Genomic DNA, 16,819 nt, shown 5'->3' with positions numbered 1-16,819 from the left:
AAAGGCACAGCCGCTATCCAAGCCCCAGGGATCGAGCAACCACGTGGCAAGGGGCCTGGGATGGGTTCGGCTTGACATGGTTCTGCCCTGGCTCACATGGATCAAGCCAGGGCAGAAGCATGGGTCCGTCAGTCGAACATGGTCGCCAACCGACTGGGGGTCTCGGCGTCATAAGGTGGGAAGACCGACTCCACGGTCTCCTCAGCCGGAGAGAACAGGATCGACTTGTCGTGAGTGAGCGAGTCGAATCCGGTCTTGCCCAGGTACTGCCCTATACCCGACGGTCCGATTCCCCCGAATGGCAGATTCGAGAAGAACAGGTGCAGGATCGCCTGGTTCACGGATCCATTGCCGAACGGAAGTGTTGCCAACAGCTCCCCGACGCGATCTTCGTTCCGGCTGAAGATATACGCCGCCAACGGCGACGGACGGTCCTTTATCGTCGCGACGACCTCTTTCAGGTCCGTGTACGGAAGAACTGGCAGAATCGGACCGAAGATCTCCTCCTCCATGACCTTGTCGTCATCGGCGACCGGGTACAGGATCGTGGGCGCGAAGTAGCGGGAGGTGATATCACTCTGGCCACCGACGACGACTTTGGTCGGATCGATGAGCCCCTGGAGCCGGGTGACGTCCTTTTCGGAGGCCATACGTGAAAGATCGGGATTCGAGTCGGGATCCGCACCGTAGAACTCTGCCACCGCCTTCTTGGCCTCCTCGACGAACTGCCCGGCGACGGCCTCATGCACGTAGACATAACCGGGGGAGACGCACCATTGTCCACCGAAGGCCATCGAGCCCCAGACGAGCTTGCGAGCGGCATCCTCCAAGTTCGCAGTCTCGTCAACGATCGACGGGTTCTGACCGCCTAGTTCGAGAAGTACCGGAGTGAGATTCTCGGCTGCGGCGCGCATAACGATCTTGCCGACAGGCACGCTACCGGTGAAGAAGATGAAATCGAATGGCAGCTTCAGTAGTTCGGACACTACTGCGCGATCCCCACGGACCATTGCCACATCCTGCGCATCGAAATAGTGAGGGAATAGCTCGCCTAAGATCTCGGCCACATGACTGGTGACCTCTGACGGCTTCACGATCGCAGGGTTGCCTGCGGCGAGAATAGCGACGAGTGGTGCAACGAGAAGCGCCAACGGTGCATTGAAAGGCGCGATCAGGAGGGTGACCCCGTAGGGGTCATGGTAGACGCGAGCCTGATAGCCCTTGGAGGCGAACGAGGGCGGGAGCTCCTTCTGGGTGGGCTCCATCCAGTCCGCGAGGTTCGCCTTCGCCTCTGCAATCGCACCAAGAGACACCCCGAATTCTGCGGAGATATCCCAGATTGATGTCTTGAAGTCCACAGCCAGCGCGGCGCTCAGCGCCTCTTGATTTTCGGCAATCAAATGCTCCAGACGAGTGAGTTGATCCACTCGCCACTCGTAAGGCTTGGTCGCATCGGACCGGAAACGTGCCTTTTGTGCGTGAAAGACTTCAGAGAACCTCGATACAGCTGTAGCTGTGGTGGTCATTGTCAGTCGAGCCTTTCTCAGTGAGTGTGCCCTTGCAAACGCCTGGCCTCCGCATTGGTGGTCATGTCTTCTACGGTACGACTCTTTGTTTTCCAAGAACTCTGTAAAGCCAGACCACTTAGTTCTCGATTTCGACGACCACTTTATGACTGCGGAGTCAACGGAGGTCCGGTAACCGGGGTGTATCCCCAGCGGTCGACCGGGGCGACCGACGGGTCCGACTGTTTCCCGCCGGCAACAGTTGCGGTCTTTCGGTGTCAACTCGCGAGTGGGTAGTGCGTGGGCGTCGACGTTTTTCGCCGAGATAGTACGTTGACGGTGTCCGATCCAAGAAATTCGAGGGTCTGCGCCCACCGCCGGTGCACCCCGCCCGGGGACATCGCCCCTGGTGCGTTGCCGGGTCGAGACAGGACGGGCCAGTGCCGTCGATGATCAGTGATTGACCGTCGATGAGTGGTCCACGGCTTCCCCTCGCCCCTGAGCGCCACCACCGAACGTTCCCCGACTCGCCCTTCGAGGAGCACCTCGCTGTCCACCGATGCCCGACACCGCCGCAGCCCGCGTACCGACCGGTCAGCAATGACCCAGTAACATCGGGGACGGTGGTGCGCTGCTTTCCGCCTCGGTTCCAGCGCACCACTCCGCACACCAGGCAGACAGTGACTTCTTCACTCTGCCTACATGATTGACCATGATCGAGACTGCAGGAGCTACCCGTGTCTTCCCCCTCCGAGCGTCTGACCGTCAAACTCGAGCAACTACCCATTGGCGACGAGGCCCCTATGTGTTCACTCCTGCGCACAACCTTGCTCGATCACGCCAAACGCGGCCGCGACATCACCGAACCCACCCTGCTCGGCCTCCTTGCCATCACCGGCGTCCTCGAAGCGCGACTCACCCGACTCGAAGCCGCGATTCAAACCTCGGCCACGCCATGACCCCACGTTCACCTCGCACCAGCCGACGAAAACGGCTGCACGAATGGCTCGGTATGGCATCGGACACTGCCGTTACTCTCGGCTGCGTCATGTGCGCCGTCGCCATTGTCTGGTGGGCAGCCTGAGAAAAATACCGTTTACCGACCCCGCACTGAAATTCGACTCAGATTTTTCGCACGGGAGCTCATCTCCATGCCGGGTTTCGATGTTGGTGGTCCACCCTTCTGCATCGTTGTCGGACACAGCGGACTGCCCGGTAAGTACTCCAGCACGTAAGACGGCCGACCGCATTGCCTCTTGACCACCTTGGCGAGGTCCTTGCGCACGACTGCTCCCGGGACCTGCGCGTTCGTCTTGCGGTCCACCGCCGTCAACTCGGCCACAGCAACCAGCACCCCCTCCTCTGGAGGTCCCCTGGCGGATCGCCCATTTCACCTTGGTTGAATCTTGTTGTATGTCAGTCGATGTGCGTACTGGCGAGCATGTGATGAGGTCCCAGTAAATCTCTTGTCGTCAGCGGGATAGGGCGGCTTCTAGTGGTCGTCGCAACACCCCACTGTGGGAGTTGCGACGACCGTGGCATTTACATCTCAAGAAATCGAGATCCTGAATGAAGCTTTTCTTGCGGCGCTGAGAGAGTCGGGAACGGTGACCGAGACAGCCCGAATTGTCGGAGCGAACCGGAATTCCGCGTACGCGTGGGCCAAGAAAGCAGGAGTGCCTACCACCGGACGTGGAGGAGCCAAATCGATGGCGGTGTAATCGGGCATTCGGAGTCCTGTCTTGCTGTCGGGCTGGACGGGTTGGGATCCGCGAAGGGCATCCGGCATGTTTATCGAACGATTTCGTTCTGGAGGCAGCACCGCGCATTCGGTGCGATCGATCATTGCGGTCTCAGAGGTCTGATTAGTTTGTTGTGCAGACACTTTCGTCCCGAGCGGCAACGGAAGTCACCGAGAATACCCACAGTGAATCCGTCTCTCCTAGGGGCATGTCAGGAGTGCGGCGTAGGTATTTGACGAGACGTTCGAGTTGGCGACCTCGGGCCACTCGGCTTCCTTGACGACGCCGACCATCAAACGCCCGCCCTGCGCGGTGTCGCATTGCGCTACGACGCGCCAGTTCGCTTTGTCGAACACAGTCCGTGAACTCTCGCCTGAGCGACTGGGTGCCAGGTTGGATGCGAGGTCGTATGTGTCGAGGGTCAATCCGCTGTTCTTCTCGGCCCGGTCCACAGGTAGTGAGATAACTGTCGTTACGGGTTTGGGTGCAGCAGGTGCCGGGGCCGCTCTCACCTCGGTGGTCTTCGTGGTGCGCGTCGAGGGGCTGGCGTCGCTGACAGTCAGGGTTACCGTGTCCCCTTTGGATACCGTCTCGCCTGCCTCCACGCTTTGGGATTTCACCGTCCAATTGCTGGCGACCCATACGCTTCTGCCCTTGCCGGATGCATCTGTTGTTTCGACATCGATGCCGATGTCCTTGAGTGTGTCTGTGGCGTCGTCGAGTTTCTCGCCGACGAGGTTCGGCATTTCGGATGTTGCGGGTGGTCCGCCGCAGGCGGTAAGTGTGATCGCAGCCAGGATGGCTCCGATGGCGGCGATAAGTTTGGTCATGGGTTGTTTACTATCAGATTGTCCGGACATTGCATACTGGACGGTCTTCAAAGTATCTGTAACTTCCGGTATCTCTGCTAGATATGTATGCGACTACGACGAAACGGACGTGCGGTGAAAGACATTCAGATCGACAGCACGGTGAGATGCGGTGCTGGAACTGTGGCAACAAGAATTGCTTCACCGAGAAGCGCACGTTTCGGGCCAAGGCGATCGGTGTGACGGCGGGTGTTGCGACGTTGGGGGTTGCTGGTGCGGTCGCTCCGTTGGCGACGAAGAAGAAGTTGAAGTGTCAGTTGTGTTCTGAGTACAACGACACTGGCTCCGTGGAGCCGTTCACCGGGCCCGCGTCGAAGAAGTGGCGGAAGATTCACGAGAAGAACGGAAATCGGTGTAGATCGCGGCTTGGTCATCGGCAGGTCCGCCGTGGTCGAGTAATAGTTCGAAGTAGTGGGCAGAGTGCACTCGGACTGGTTGTGCAGTGACGAGGCGATGATGGTCGGGCGGCGTTTTGTTCGTCGAGATGCATCTGATTGTTTCAATGCCCTTGGCCGCTTTGGTTCTCTCGTCGGCAACATATGTTCCATACCTGAGTGGATAATGATGGACTCGTTTGAATTTGAACCGAGCATTCCGGACCGATCAATGGAAGCCAACAGGTACTAGGAGTCGGCACGTGGATGCCCGAAGTACGAAAAATGCTGGGAACCGATCGAGTATGAAAGCAATTGGGCGGGGTTTCGTTGGCCTTTCATTGCTGGCAGGGGTAGTCCTGAGCCCTGTACAGGCAATCGCTGGGCCAATCGAAGCTGTCCCTGTGCAGTCATTTCTTCCCTTTGAAGACTCACACAGTTCCTGGTTGTCGCTTGCTGTCGACGATGCGGGTGATGTTGTGGTCGGGGACGCAGGGATGTTGAGGGCCTTCGAACTCAAAGCCGGCGGATCAGTTCCGCAAGAAATCGACTTCGGGACGTACATCAATGCTGGCGCACTGGACGTGGACGGCAATGGCAACATTTACACCTTCAGCGACTATCGCAGTTTTGAAGTGTTGATGGCTAATGCGGGAGATCGATCGGTGGTTGCCCTCCCGTTTGGTGGTGCGTTGGGCGCCATCTCGGGAGGCGGTCTTGCCGTGAATCGTCATGGGGATGTCTTCGTCACGAAATACGGGACTGGCACGGTGTTCGAACTCAAGTCCGGGGCGACCTCACCGGTCGTCCACTCTCTGGGAGATCCTCTGACAGCCGGAATTACAGTGGACGATGCTGGAAATCTGTTCGCGATTCAGTATGTTGCCGAGAGCAATGAGGGGCGAATCATCGAACTCAAGACCGGCGAGACCACTCCCGTTGTGCTGCCTTTTGCACCTATTCGTGCTCCTCTCGACATCGATGTCGACGACAACGGCAATTTGTACGTTTCGGCAGTGAGAGCCGACGGTGTCGGCGAGGTGTTGAAGTTTGTTCCCGGAGCGGTGGCCCCTACTGTGGTTCCGATCTCCGGCGACTGGGTCTTCAGTGGGGTCGCAGTAAGCGGCGATGGTCGCAATATCTATGTCGGAGGCGGCCAAATCGACTCTGGCCTTTGGGGATCCAAGGTTCTGAGGTTGTCGATTCCCGATCGCGTCCCCGAGCCGTCGGGTTTCGGCTCGTTGGGTGAACCTTTCGGTTCTTAGCAGCCAATCTGTTTTCGTGATGCGTCCGATGCAATGACCGTAAATGCATCGTGCCTGCGCCGGGAGTGCCTGCCCAGGGACGACCAAATATCGCTGATACGAGCAGCTTTTCGATCTCGGCTTTCTTCATGTCGAAATCGCTACTCACCGAGAGAGGGGCCCACTTTGCTTCCATTCGGGCACTCTATAGTCAGTGGGTGCTTGTGAAGCCTACTTCCCCTTCTCCGACGGCTGCCGAGTTACTGGTCGCGATTGCTCCGAGCGACGATTCCGGCGCAGACACCGCTGATCGGTACCACTGGCAAGCGGCTATGGCTGCAGCGGACGGATTGACTCTCTACTACAGGACTCTTGGTGAGGGTACTTCGCCGGCAGATAGCGATCGTCGGGTCCTCTGCGAGGTACACGAGGACTGGGTGCTAGTGGACGGCGACGCCGTGGAGCTGGTCTCCGGAAAGCACCGTGAGCAGTCGGTCGCGACTTTCACAACGGTGAACATGCTGGCGGATGCCGGAGGCCTTGCGCATATGTTCGACCGTTGGTCTGTCCTGCGGGAACGGCCGACATGCCGCCTCGTCACCACCGGCGGGCTAGGTAGTGGAGACCCCCAGTCTTTGGTAAATGCAGCCGGTCATTTCGAGCAGTTGAGGTTGTCGGGAGCGCCGGTGACCGTCGATGACGAGCGGCGGGCTCTCGTTTGCGCCTTCCGTGACAGTATCGCGAAACACAGTGTGCCGGTGAGGAAAACCTGGGACGGCACCTCACTGGGTGGGGCAATCTCAATGGACGATCGAGCTGTCGAGGTCGCCCGCTTTCTCTCCGTGCTTTCCATCGATCACAGCAAACCTCGTCGTGACCACATTGAATTCTCTGCGCCCAGCGAATATGCAAAGCCGGTCCTCGACAGACTCGAGGTCGGCGCGACAGTGTCGGCGACGGTTGTAGTCGCCGTGTGGGAGGCTGTGGCGAATCTTTTTCGCGTGCGCATGCGTGCAAGAGGATCTGTTCCATGGGCTGGATTGCCCGAGAAGATATTTGGTCGGCCACTAGAAGAATCCTTCGCAACGGCACAGGGTGAGCGCTTGATGCGTGAGCGCACGATCACGATGGAAGACATCGAGATCGCGATCGAGACGGCGATCTCTCAGCCAGTCGGGTTTGCGCCTATATCTCGTCTACCTCGCTCAACGCGGCTTGCCGTCAAGATGGCCACAGGGGGATGTACCGACAACGGCATCGAACGTGCCGAAGACCTCCGGCAGGACTACAAGACCTATTGGAGAGATCGACAAAGCGGTGATCCGACCGCGCGTAGCGAACAAAGTAGGTTGCAGCGACGGTTGTTGCGCATCAGCGACGAAGAAAGTGCCGTAGGCCTTCCCGGAACTATCTTCTGGCGCCGCGTACAGGAACGTGTCGACAACATTCCTGCGGAGGAGCTTCCCCCGGGCATGGACGCAGACCTGGTCCTGGGAGGAATTTGCGACCTCACCAACGAATGCAAGGTCTGGTTCGGTGAGCGCTTCGACGTCGTCGCCAGGATCGCTGAACTGCATGCACAGCGGGACAACCCGTCATGATCGACGTCGATGATGCACTCGAACTGGCGCTTCAACGCGAGGATCTCGCCTATCACCAAGCGCGAGTGCTCATGCTTGTCACGGCTGTCTCCGCCACCGCTGGTCACGCAGGCAAGCTCGAAGGACTCACCAAGCTCGCCAAACTCGATTTTCTCCTGCGATATCCGGTACTCGCCCTTCGGGTGCTTGACTCACTCGAGACGGGCGATCCACGGCTCCACGTTAGCGCGCACGATCTTGCGGATCCCACTGACGTTGAAGCACCAATGATTCGGTACAAGTTTGGACCGTGGGACGACAGATATTACGCCGTCATTGGCGCGCTCATCGGCCGCGGACTGTTGCGCTACATGAAACCACGCAAGGGCAGTATCGCTATCGCACCAACCCCCGCCGGAAGACGCATGACCAGCGATATGGCTACGACCACCGAATGGACCGCAATCAATGATCGCTGCTACGCCATCGCGGAAGCATCCGCGAACATGACAGGAAACGCGTTGAAAGACCGCATATATGAGCGCTTGACTACATTGATGGACCGCCCGCATCGGCAGGTGATCCGATGACTACACGATTTCGAATCAATTCCTTCAAACTTGATACGACCGAAGGTCCAGTTGCACAGGAATTTCCATCCGATCTGACGGTGCTGGCCGGCCCAACAGGTGTCGGCAAGACCGCACTTCTCGAGCTACTTAAGTTCGGCTTCGGTTGCGAAGGCCGGCTCGCCGCGGTCGCCGAGGACCATGTCGATGCGGTGACACTCGACGTCAGTCTCGGCGACGCACGACTGCTCCTCCGGCGCAGCCTTGACCCTCAGAAACGGAAAATTGTTCGCGTTACGGACCTGATCACTCAGGAGCGGCTTCCCGACCATAATGTCGGCGCCACTGACCCGAGTCTGAACACCCTGCTGCTCGCACACATCGGCCTGCAAGATGATCTGCGGGCTGCAGCCGGCGGAACCAGCACCCGCGAAGGAAGCCGCGTCTCTTTTGCCGACATACTGACATTCCTCTACATACCTCAGTACGAGATCAACCGCGACATAGCCAAAAGCCAGGACAGCTACCTCGAGCCGAAGCGCAAGGTCGTTTTCGAGCTACTTTTCGACCTCATCGATCCGGAAATCCTGGATTGGCGTTCGCGAATCAATCTTCTGAAGAAGAGAGCACAAGAGGCAGAACAGCAACTTCGTGCGGTCACAGGCTTCCTCCACGACAGCAACACCACGAGCCGAGCCGAAGCAGAACAAGACTTGGCAAAGACCGACGAAGATCAGAGCGAAGCGCAAAACGAACTCGTCGCCCTTCGCGAGTCGATCGATCCGATAACCGACCGCCGGACGCAAGTCCTGCGCGATCTACTTGGTGAGGCGGAACGAAGCCTTGCAGCAGCCAAGGCAGCCTCCGTTGAACTATCCCGACGAAATGCGGAATACACCCTCGAACAACGGCGAGTGAAAAGCGATCTCGACCGGCTGGGGAGGATGCGTGAGGCTGGCCTTCGAATGGCGAACATCGAATTCACAGTGTGCCCACGCTGCACGCAAAAACTGTCGCGCCAACACATCCCAGCCGACACGTGCCGATTGTGTTTGCAGCCGGACCTGGACATGTCCACGGAGGAGTTCGATCAGTACGAGGCACGTCAGCTCAATCTTCAACTCATCGAAATGGATGAGCAAATCCGTTCTGTTGAAGCAACTTTAGGACAAACGCAGCAGGCAATCTCCGAACGTGAGCACTTGGTCACGGATCTTGCGGGACAAATCGACGACCGTACGGCAGATCGCGTCACACCGCGGCTTCAAGCATTTAGTGATGCATCACAACGGGTCGCTTCCGCGAGGGCGAAGCAAGAACACTTGGAAGCCACACTCAGACAGTGGGACGTCGTAGAAGACTTGCAGCGTGCGGCCGATGCACTGATTGCTGAACGTGAGCAGCTGAGTGCGAAGGTCAAACGGGCGGAGGATCAACTGAAGTCCCGGCGCCGTGAGATCGTCGGCGAGATCAGCGATGAGTTCAGCAGCGCTGTTGCAGCGATCGGCATTCCAGCAATCGAGTCCGCAACAGTGGATCCAGACAAGTATCTGCCAGTTCTCAACGGGAAGGTTTTCACCAAATCGAGTCAGTTCGGTGGGGGAGTCGTTACTGCAACGCAGGTGGCATACTGGTCGTCTCTTCTGGCCGTGGCACTGCGGCGCCGTGACACCATGTACCCGGCATTTTTGATGATTGACAGTCCACGATTGGCACTGAACACCGCGACGGAAGTGACAGAGAGGCTGTACCGGCGACTGGTCTCCCTTGCGGAAGCGAACCCGGGTCGAGTGCAGTTCGTCATCGCGGACAATGAACTTCCCTCGGAGTACCGAGGTGCATACGACCAGATCGATTTCGACTACTCGTCGCCAACGATCGACACGATCGCCCACCCCGGCCCTGCCGGCGTCGTGACGGTTGACAAGTTTTCCAGTTAGGCGGCTATCGAGATTCCACTGAATCATGCAGCGCAGAGGCAATTTTGACTTGAAGGCATGAAGTCGACCACCGTCAGCCAGACGAAGCAGGACACGCAGGGAAGACGATGCTGATCTGACGGGGTCCGGCCCGCAGCATCGGGGTTGTCCTTGCAACTGCTCAATGCGAAATGGCACTCACTTCACGGTGGTGCCATTTCGTGTGTTGGTCGATGAAATTTTCGGCACCAGAAGCGATTAAACTCTCGGTGTTGGGTTGATCATTCGGGTGTGCTGTTGAAGAACTTACGACGTACTGGTGCGGCCCGTTGCGGTCATTTGAGGCGCAACGTGTCGGTACGCAGACTTCGGCGCCGTTGAGTTCCATCTGATGCTGCGTTTCGGGTGGTCGTGCCCGGGAACACCATTCGTTGTGACGTTGCCGGCGTGCGATGCAGCGCGCATCGGTTACCTGCTTGTTCGTTCTGATGTGGTGGCCTGGAAATATCGTTCGGATGTGGATGACGGGTTCGGAGCGATCTGAACATCCGCGAAACAGTCTATGCAGCTGATGTTTTCATGGTGCTTGCGGTCAAAGCGATGGTCAGTGATGCAACTGACTGAGTTCGGGGCATTGCCAAGAAACGGGTTTGCAGGGCTTGTCTGCTTGCAGGTTTGTCTGTGAGGCGATGTTTTTCGGAATGCACGTGTAGTTGACGTGTTTCTAGCACATTCCTGTGGCCGGATGCGTGAGCATCCGGCCACAGGGGTTCGGGTAGGGCTGCTATGCAGCGGGAACGATGTCGTCGTGGATTGGTACCGTGTTGACCGCACGGGCGCCCTTCGCTCCGCGTGCGATGTCGAATGCGACTTCATCGCCGATCTTGAACTGTGTGCGGAACTGATCGTTGACGTGGACGTAGAACTTCAGTTCCGTTCCGCGTTCGTCGGTGACGGTGATGAATCCGAAGGGCTTGTCCGAGCTGATAAAGCTGATTTTTCCGTCTGCGCCCTGTCCGATGACGGCGGTAGCGACTGCTCGACGTGACGCCTTTTTCCCGAGGGCGGCTGCGACGACGAAGGTGACTTCCGCGTTGTCCGCTCCAAGGTGCTGTACGTCATCTGGATAGAGCAGGCTGCGTTCCGGAAGGTAGAAGTCCTCGCCGGAGTCGACGTCCGTGACGAACCCGTACGTGCTCCCAGGTTCCCATCGCTTGACCCGTCCGACGCGTTGGTCTCCGATTTCGGGAACATTCGATGTTGGATTCTGCGAGGGCTGTGGTGTCGCGGCAGCGGGTGTGTGTGATGTGGTTGCGTTCGCAATTTCGGTGACGGCGGAGGATCGAACGCCGAAAAGTTGTGACGAGTAGAGGATCTCGTGGTATTCCACGGGGTCAGGTATGCCCTTCAGTTGCAGCCTTTCGCGGGGGCTTCGATAGTCGGAGGGAGCGCGGTGAACGATCTTCCCGAACTGGGACACGATCTTGGTCATGTTCGCAGCTTCGACGGTATTGGCGTCAACGAACACCGCCTGGGCGGACGCTGCCGAACAGAGTCGTGCTGCGCGATCGCATGCTGCGGAGAGATGATCGATGCGGCCGTCTTCAGTGCGGAATCGGAAGGCCGGACCGGTAGCGACACCCACGGACATCTGAATGTCGATTTCACCACGTTGACCGTTCTTGTCGGTACTGAGCGAGTTGACATGCTCGAGGATCGCGATCCCGTAGTTCATCAAGCGATGTGCGTCCTCGCTGTTGACGACAATCATGCAGCCGTCGCCCTCAAGCTTGACAGTGGAGGGCACGTCGAACTGCTTGAGGAGTTCTTCGATGATGCGGTACATCTTGAGGAACTCGGATGTCCATGCAAGACCGGACTTCTCGAACTTCTGGCCTGTTGAATCGCGCATGTCGCAAAACATGCAGCTGATTTCAGAGTTGTACGGGGTATCGATTGCGTCGTAAATCCCAGGGATGTCGGGGTCGGTGATGTTGACGTAGTTGGTGGACATCGTCGTCTCCTCAGCTGATCGCAACAGTTAACAATTGGCACGCTAACATTACAGAATCTAAGCAGTCAAGGATCAAGACATCGCATGCATCAAGAATCTTGGAATCACAGAATCGAATGGAGAAAGCTGAAAGGGGCTGCGCAACAGAACGGGCCGACCTCCTGAGCGAGGTCGGCCCGTTCCGAGGAACTGTGGGGTCTAGTGTTTTGCGTTGCTCTGCCGCAGTTTCGATACTGCAGTCAGAAGTCGCACCTTCTCCGCTTCGATGGCTGCTTCGATCTCTTCGGGATCCATGGCTTTAGTGAGCCCATCCTCGATGAGATTCTTTGCGAACTCGGATACGTTCTCCCCTCGAAGCTTGGCCATCCCGGTCAGCAGTTCATGGAGTTCAGTGTCGAGTCGCACGGTCATTGCGGTCGTTGCCACGTCGCGGCCTCCTATTGGGTCTCTGTAGCCTGAGAGTGGGAGGTTCGCTGTCGGGACTTCCGTCGATGCGCCATGATTCTCTCTCCTGTTTAGATTTTATGTTTCTCAGCATCGCCTGCTGATGACCAGTGTAGAGGATCCTAGATAAATCGCATCATCGCGCCGTCGGCGATTCTGAGTTACCCTGGAGTGATTCAGGAGGGACGCTATGTCAGACGATTCCGGAGCAAGTGACGTCGATCATTCCGCCGCCTCGCCATCGTCAAGCGATGGAGCGTTGGTCGGAAGTACATCTGATTCGCGTGTTGTGTTGAGACGCGAAATTTTTGAAAGAGCTGTTCGTGCAATTGCAGCAGACAGGTTGATTCGTGAAGCCATCGTGGCGGCGGATGTCATTCGAATTCTCGACGAAGTGGAACAGCGTCGCGACGAAGACGATGATCCCTCCCTCGTGGACAGTGATCCACACCAAGAATAGGGGGTCGTGTTCGTTGCCGTTTAGGTGCCGGGTGAACGGAATTTCGTAACGTCCGATTCGTCGGACGACCTCGCGCCCCGACCATCAGGAAGCGAGAGAAGACTTCACGTGATTGTCGGGGCGTTCGAGGCTCTGGCGTTCGCGTTCGGGGCCGTCGGCGTACTTGCACGCAGGCGGGAAGGTCAGCATCTCGTCATCATGGGGATTCGGTTGGCCGGGATCACATTGGCGGATTCGTCGAGCTCGGCAGCGATCTGTACTGCGGAGTGCCCTGCGCCGACGATGATTACGTTTGCCCCATGTAGGCAGTGGGTTCGTGGTAGTCGTCCGCGTGCACGCCAGTCTAAAGGGAAGGCATCCAGTCCCTTCAACGTGGAAGGTGTGGAGTTCCGAATCCTTCTGTGGCGCCGTTGATTCGAAATCGGTGAAGATCGGTCCGCTGATCGATGTGTCGCGGATGTTCGGCGCGGCAGTTGGGGCCGTGGGGTATCTGAGAAGGGTCGGTCCGAACACGCTCAATGGGTTAGCCCTGTGCCATGGGATACGGGGACCACAGCGTTTCTGTGCGATCGAGTTGGTCAGCAGTCAGTGCGGCGAGTGTTTCGCCGGCTGCGTGTTCGACGAGTAACGGAATGAAGTCGCGCACTGGACGGCCGGCGAAGTGGGAATGCGCTGTTGCCAGCGCCGCGTCGATGTCTTCGTCGGTGAAGGACGGGTACTTCGCGGTGAGTCTAGATTCGCGTGTGAGATCAGACGGGTTTCCGCGTCTTACATCATGTTCTCATTCTGGGCCGCTGAGAGGCGCGAGTTCAACGAATTACCGTCATGCTGGTTTCTGTCGGGTGATGTGTGTCAATGACGGCTTCGGTGCGGTTGGTCGGGTCAAGGTCGGGGTTAGCGTCATGCAATCAGGCATGCTGAGGGCAGAGCAGGCGATCGCTGCCGACAAACCTCGTAGCGAAAGACATGACCTCGCCGCGATTTCGGCCCTGACGAGTCTTGGTTCTGCACACGACGGACAGTGGAGACAGAAGCGGTTCTCTGAGCGCATGGACGGCGCCCGAGCCTATGCGACGGTGCCGCTGCTGGGGAACATACAGGATCGCCTTTCGTGGCCTGACCATCCTTTTCGTGTCGGTCACCGACGCCTTGAACACTGCGAGTTTGCCGCCGTGCCTTACGTGACTCGGCACCATGTGTGGGAGGTTGGTCCTGAACTTCTGCTTGCCCTGCGATTTAGCCGTTCGGGCACTTGGTTGAGAGGGACTATCGGATTGATCTACGTCCTACCAATGCTGACAAGATCGAAGCGGCGTTCGCCCCGTACATCAAGTCTGCAGAGAAAGTCTCCTCTGCAGGTAAGGCGCGTACGACAACTTCGACTGTGGCCAAAGCATCGGGGTCTGGTCGGTCAGCGGAGCAGCTGAAAGCAATCCGGGAGTGGGCCGGTAAGAACGGCTTCGATGTTTCGCCGCGTGGGCGAATCAAAGCCGACGTCATCGATGCGTTCGACGCCGCACATTGAAACTGGTGAGCAGCATCTTTTCTCACTGATACCCAGTGCGTACCGCACCCTGCACCCCCGTGGTTCTCGTCGATGAGACGGGAAAGATTCAGGCGAGCTCGGGTCCACCCTGGGCGGCGAAAATCAAACGGCCGTCGTCGAGGGCGATCGCCCACCGCAGCACCGGCGCCCAATCCTGCCCCAGATCAGAGTTGTCGATGACGATGTCGGCGTAGTCCTTGACCACGAAATCCGATCTGCGGCTCGGTATCACCGGGCCGCGATCTGGAAGTTGGGATCACTGTGACCCGCGAACCGACCGCAATGGCATCAGTAGGTTCAAAGCGGAATCGGACATGGCTCTGATTCCGGGAGAGAATCCGACAGTCGCCCTGTAACTTTCGGCTGAATGTGGCCTGGCTTTCGATGCCGTGATTGGCATGTTGTGGATATTGTCGTCATCCGTTCTACGTGGTGCCATGACGAGGGTGTGGCATTCTGACGCAATGACCGGTCTCGGAGGGGCGGACGCACCGCACCGTTTCGTCGAGACCGAAAAGGACGAGCGTTGTTCGCATAGAACTAGGTGGCGGCCGCGTGATACCGCCTGGGTGACAGGTGTGGCGTTGCTGCCGGTCCTGCTCCTCGTCGTCTCGGTACCGGCTGCTCTAATCGAGGACAATCGCGGAACGCTTATCGGCGATGTGCTTGGTACGTGGAACCTGGTTGGCATTTTCGGCCTGGTGGTGTTCGTGCCGGTGGTGACGGTGTCCCTGTTCGGGGCGGGTGCGTTGGCTCAGCAGTTCCGTTTCGGTCGCTTGCTGGCGTCGATCGGAAGCGTAGCGATGGCCCTCGTGGTTGCCGCCACCGTAATCGGCGCAGTCGCGGACGTGGTAGGTCCTCCTCAACGGCGCGATCCGAATAGTTGGTCAGTGCCGCTCTCGCCGTTCGCCACGGCACTCTTCGTCATCCCGTACCTTGTGATCGCCGTGCTCAACGTCTACGTCGTCATCCGACTCTGGCGGCGAACCGGCTAGCGCCGCCGTCGACAACTCGTATTTGCTCGTCGGTGTTCGGGAACGAAAGTCGCAGTGATACTGGCTGTTGTTCTGTGCTCGAAGTTATAGGCGTCTTCGTTTCGGGTGACTGCGGTTCGAATGACGGCGGCGATGGCGCGAGTGCGACACGCTCGAAGCGTCTTCAATTGGGTTGCTTGTGGGATTGTTGGCTTTTCGTCGAGAGCGCTCGCGCTTTCGACAGCCGAAGCGCGATCGGGTGGTGTGCGTCGACATGATGCCCGCCGGTACGGGCTGTATTGATCCAGCGTTCCAGGACTGCGACCTCGCCGGCATAGTCTTTTTGTTTCCGGTAGACGATCGCCGCGTTCTCCGTCCACCCCCAGGGAAGCATTCCGTCGGTTCGGTTGTCGGGGTGTTCGGCCACATCGGCGCATTCGAGGATCAATTGCAGGGCTTCGTCGTATCGGCGATCACGTTTGAGCTGTACAACAGTCTCCCGCCATGCCGTGTAGTGCAGCCCGCGCACCTGTTGCCGCGGATCCGAACGATCGGCCGAGTTGATCACACTGTCGTCGGCGAGGGCATAGGCGTCGATTACCGACGGTGTCGTCAGGTCCGGCACGATGACTGTCCGGTCCCCGGCCAACATCGCATCGAGTTCGTAGCGGTCGAGGAACACCAAGAGTTGCCCCGCTGCGCGCAGGCGCCTGGCATGGAGTTGTTTCTCGGTGATCTGGGGGCGGCCGGCAGCATCGACCCAGTCCCCGACGACGAGGATGCTGGTCCGGCGGGTGACGGTTTTGTTCACCCGCGCACCGTATTTCGCGAGCTGCGACCATGCTTCTTCGCGGCTGAGATGCCCGAGCGTGCCGGTGATGACGACGGTCTGTCCGAACAACCGGTGATCCGGGTCGGCATCGGGGCTCGGGGGCGGCAGAGCTGATGCGGTTGCGATCGATACCCACGTAGGTGCTCCGGTAGTCGAGGTATCGCGAGGTGGCCGTACTTCCTCGACGCGGGCCCGCCCCAGCATCATGCCGGTCGCATTCGTGTAGGTATCGAGACTGGAGGCGCCGGCGCGGCGGATCAGCTCGACCGCGATCTGCGCCGCTGCTGTCGCATCGGCGGACGCGTCGTGATGGCGGAGCAAGTCCACGCCCAGTGCCGCGGCGACGGTGGGGAGTTTGTGATTGACCAGCCCGGGAAGCTGACGACGTGACCACAGCAGGGTGCAGCCGTAGGTCAGTGGTGGCCATGACAGCGATTCCGCTGCTGATGCTTCTCTCAAGGCTCCGATGTCGAAGGCGGCATTGTGGGCGATCAACGGAAGATCGCCCACAACGTCGAGCATGTTGCCGAGTCGCTGCCGGAATGTGGGCTGTCCGGCGACATCGCGGGCAGTGATTCCATGGATCAGGGTGTTGCCGGGATCGAACCGGTCCAGCCCGGAAGGTGGCCGGCACAACCATGAATACGTGGCTGTGATCTGGCCGCCGGTCACCACGGACAGGCCGATCGCACAGTTGAGTCCCGGATAGTGGTGTAGCGCGGTCGCCGAGATCGTCCCGATGCTGGA

15 protein-coding genes are annotated in these 16,819 nt (G+C 58.6%); 8 read left to right on the top strand and 7 right to left on the bottom strand.

The genetic code is table 11. From position 1 onward, the window contains the following. Positions 1-128: 128 nt before the first annotated feature. Complete coding sequence (locus H7C86_RS33300) at positions 129-1,526, bottom strand: aldehyde dehydrogenase family protein (protein ID WP_182263135.1); 1,398 nt, start codon at positions 1,524-1,526, stop codon at positions 129-131. A gap of 716 nt (positions 1,527-2,242) precedes the next feature. Between H7C86_RS33300 and H7C86_RS33295 the strand changes: the two genes are divergently transcribed. Beyond that, positions 2,243-2,464: a hypothetical protein gene (locus H7C86_RS33295; protein WP_182263134.1), complete on the top strand. Its 222-nt coding sequence runs from the start codon at positions 2,243-2,245 to the stop codon at positions 2,462-2,464. Positions 2,465-3,447: 983 nt separating this feature from the next. Here H7C86_RS33295 and H7C86_RS33290 read toward each other — a convergent pair. Continuing rightward, entirely contained in the window at positions 3,448-4,077 is a 630-nt protein-coding gene (locus H7C86_RS33290) for a PASTA domain-containing protein (protein WP_182263133.1), read from the bottom strand. Positions 4,078-4,936: 859 nt separating this feature from the next. Here H7C86_RS33290 and H7C86_RS33285 point away from each other — a divergent pair. The 4 genes from H7C86_RS33285 (at position 4,937) to H7C86_RS33270 (ending at position 9,823) form a co-directional block, all read left to right on the top strand. After that, complete coding sequence (locus H7C86_RS33285; RefSeq protein ID WP_182263132.1) at positions 4,937-5,755, top strand: hypothetical protein; 819 nt, start codon at positions 4,937-4,939, stop codon at positions 5,753-5,755. Positions 5,756-5,952: 197 nt separating this feature from the next. After that, the gene (locus H7C86_RS33280; RefSeq protein WP_182263131.1) at positions 5,953-7,335 is read left to right on the top strand and encodes a hypothetical protein; all 1,383 of its coding nucleotides are present in this window, start codon (positions 5,953-5,955) and stop codon (positions 7,333-7,335) included. After that, positions 7,332-7,904 carry a hypothetical protein gene (locus H7C86_RS37635; protein ID WP_182263130.1) on the top strand — a complete coding sequence of 191 codons (573 nt, stop codon included), beginning with the start codon at positions 7,332-7,334 and terminating at the stop codon, positions 7,902-7,904. Before H7C86_RS33280 ends, H7C86_RS37635 begins: the two co-directional genes overlap by 4 nt. Continuing rightward, positions 7,901-9,823, top strand: coding sequence for an ATP-binding protein (locus tag H7C86_RS33270; RefSeq protein ID WP_182263129.1), 1,923 nt, complete (start codon positions 7,901-7,903; stop codon positions 9,821-9,823). Before H7C86_RS37635 ends, H7C86_RS33270 begins: the two co-directional genes overlap by 4 nt. A 763-nt stretch (positions 9,824-10,586) precedes the next feature. Here H7C86_RS33270 and H7C86_RS33265 read toward each other — a convergent pair. After that, complete coding sequence (locus H7C86_RS33265; protein WP_182263128.1) at positions 10,587-11,816, bottom strand: adenylate/guanylate cyclase domain-containing protein; 1,230 nt, start codon at positions 11,814-11,816, stop codon at positions 10,587-10,589. A gap of 198 nt (positions 11,817-12,014) precedes the next feature. Then, complete coding sequence (locus H7C86_RS33260; protein ID WP_182263127.1) at positions 12,015-12,242, bottom strand: DUF6290 family protein; 228 nt, start codon at positions 12,240-12,242, stop codon at positions 12,015-12,017. 208 nt (positions 12,243-12,450) lie between these two features. On the opposite strand from H7C86_RS33260, the gene H7C86_RS33255 reads away from it, so the two are divergent. Then, a complete protein-coding gene (locus H7C86_RS33255; protein WP_182263126.1) occupies positions 12,451-12,720 on the top strand; it encodes a hypothetical protein in 270 nt (89 codons plus the stop codon). Positions 12,721-13,243: 523 nt separating this feature from the next. On the opposite strand, the gene H7C86_RS38085 is transcribed toward H7C86_RS33255, so the two are convergent. Further along, a complete protein-coding gene (locus H7C86_RS38085) occupies positions 13,244-13,402 on the bottom strand; it encodes a three-helix bundle dimerization domain-containing protein (RefSeq protein ID WP_397517289.1) in 159 nt (52 codons plus the stop codon). A gap of 570 nt (positions 13,403-13,972) precedes the next feature. Here H7C86_RS38085 and H7C86_RS33250 point away from each other — a divergent pair. After that, the gene (locus tag H7C86_RS33250; protein WP_182263125.1) at positions 13,973-14,245 is read left to right on the top strand and encodes an Lsr2 family protein; all 273 of its coding nucleotides are present in this window, start codon (positions 13,973-13,975) and stop codon (positions 14,243-14,245) included. A gap of 88 nt (positions 14,246-14,333) precedes the next feature. Here H7C86_RS33250 and H7C86_RS33245 read toward each other — a convergent pair whose 3' ends face one another. Then, positions 14,334-14,471, bottom strand: a complete 138-nt coding sequence (locus tag H7C86_RS33245; RefSeq protein ID WP_397517288.1) for a hypothetical protein — start codon at positions 14,469-14,471, stop codon at positions 14,334-14,336. A 259-nt stretch (positions 14,472-14,730) separates the two neighbouring features. Between H7C86_RS33245 and H7C86_RS33240 the strand changes: the two genes are divergently transcribed. Next, the gene (locus H7C86_RS33240; protein ID WP_182263124.1) at positions 14,731-15,261 is read left to right on the top strand and encodes a hypothetical protein; all 531 of its coding nucleotides are present in this window, start codon (positions 14,731-14,733) and stop codon (positions 15,259-15,261) included. Positions 15,262-15,424: 163 nt separating this feature from the next. Here the strand turns inward: H7C86_RS33240 and H7C86_RS33235 are convergent. Further along, a partial coding sequence (locus H7C86_RS33235; RefSeq protein ID WP_182263123.1) for an exonuclease domain-containing protein occupies positions 15,425-16,819 on the bottom strand: 1,395 nt, incomplete at its 5' end.

It is taken from the genome of Rhodococcus sp. UFZ-B548, from assembly GCF_903819475.1.
In the GTDB taxonomy this organism is placed as follows: Bacteria; Actinomycetota; Actinomycetes; order Mycobacteriales; family Mycobacteriaceae; genus Rhodococcus_F; species Rhodococcus_F erythropolis.
The sequence above is the reverse complement of the archived record's forward strand: the minus strand, read 5'-3'. Positions and strand labels throughout refer to the sequence as shown.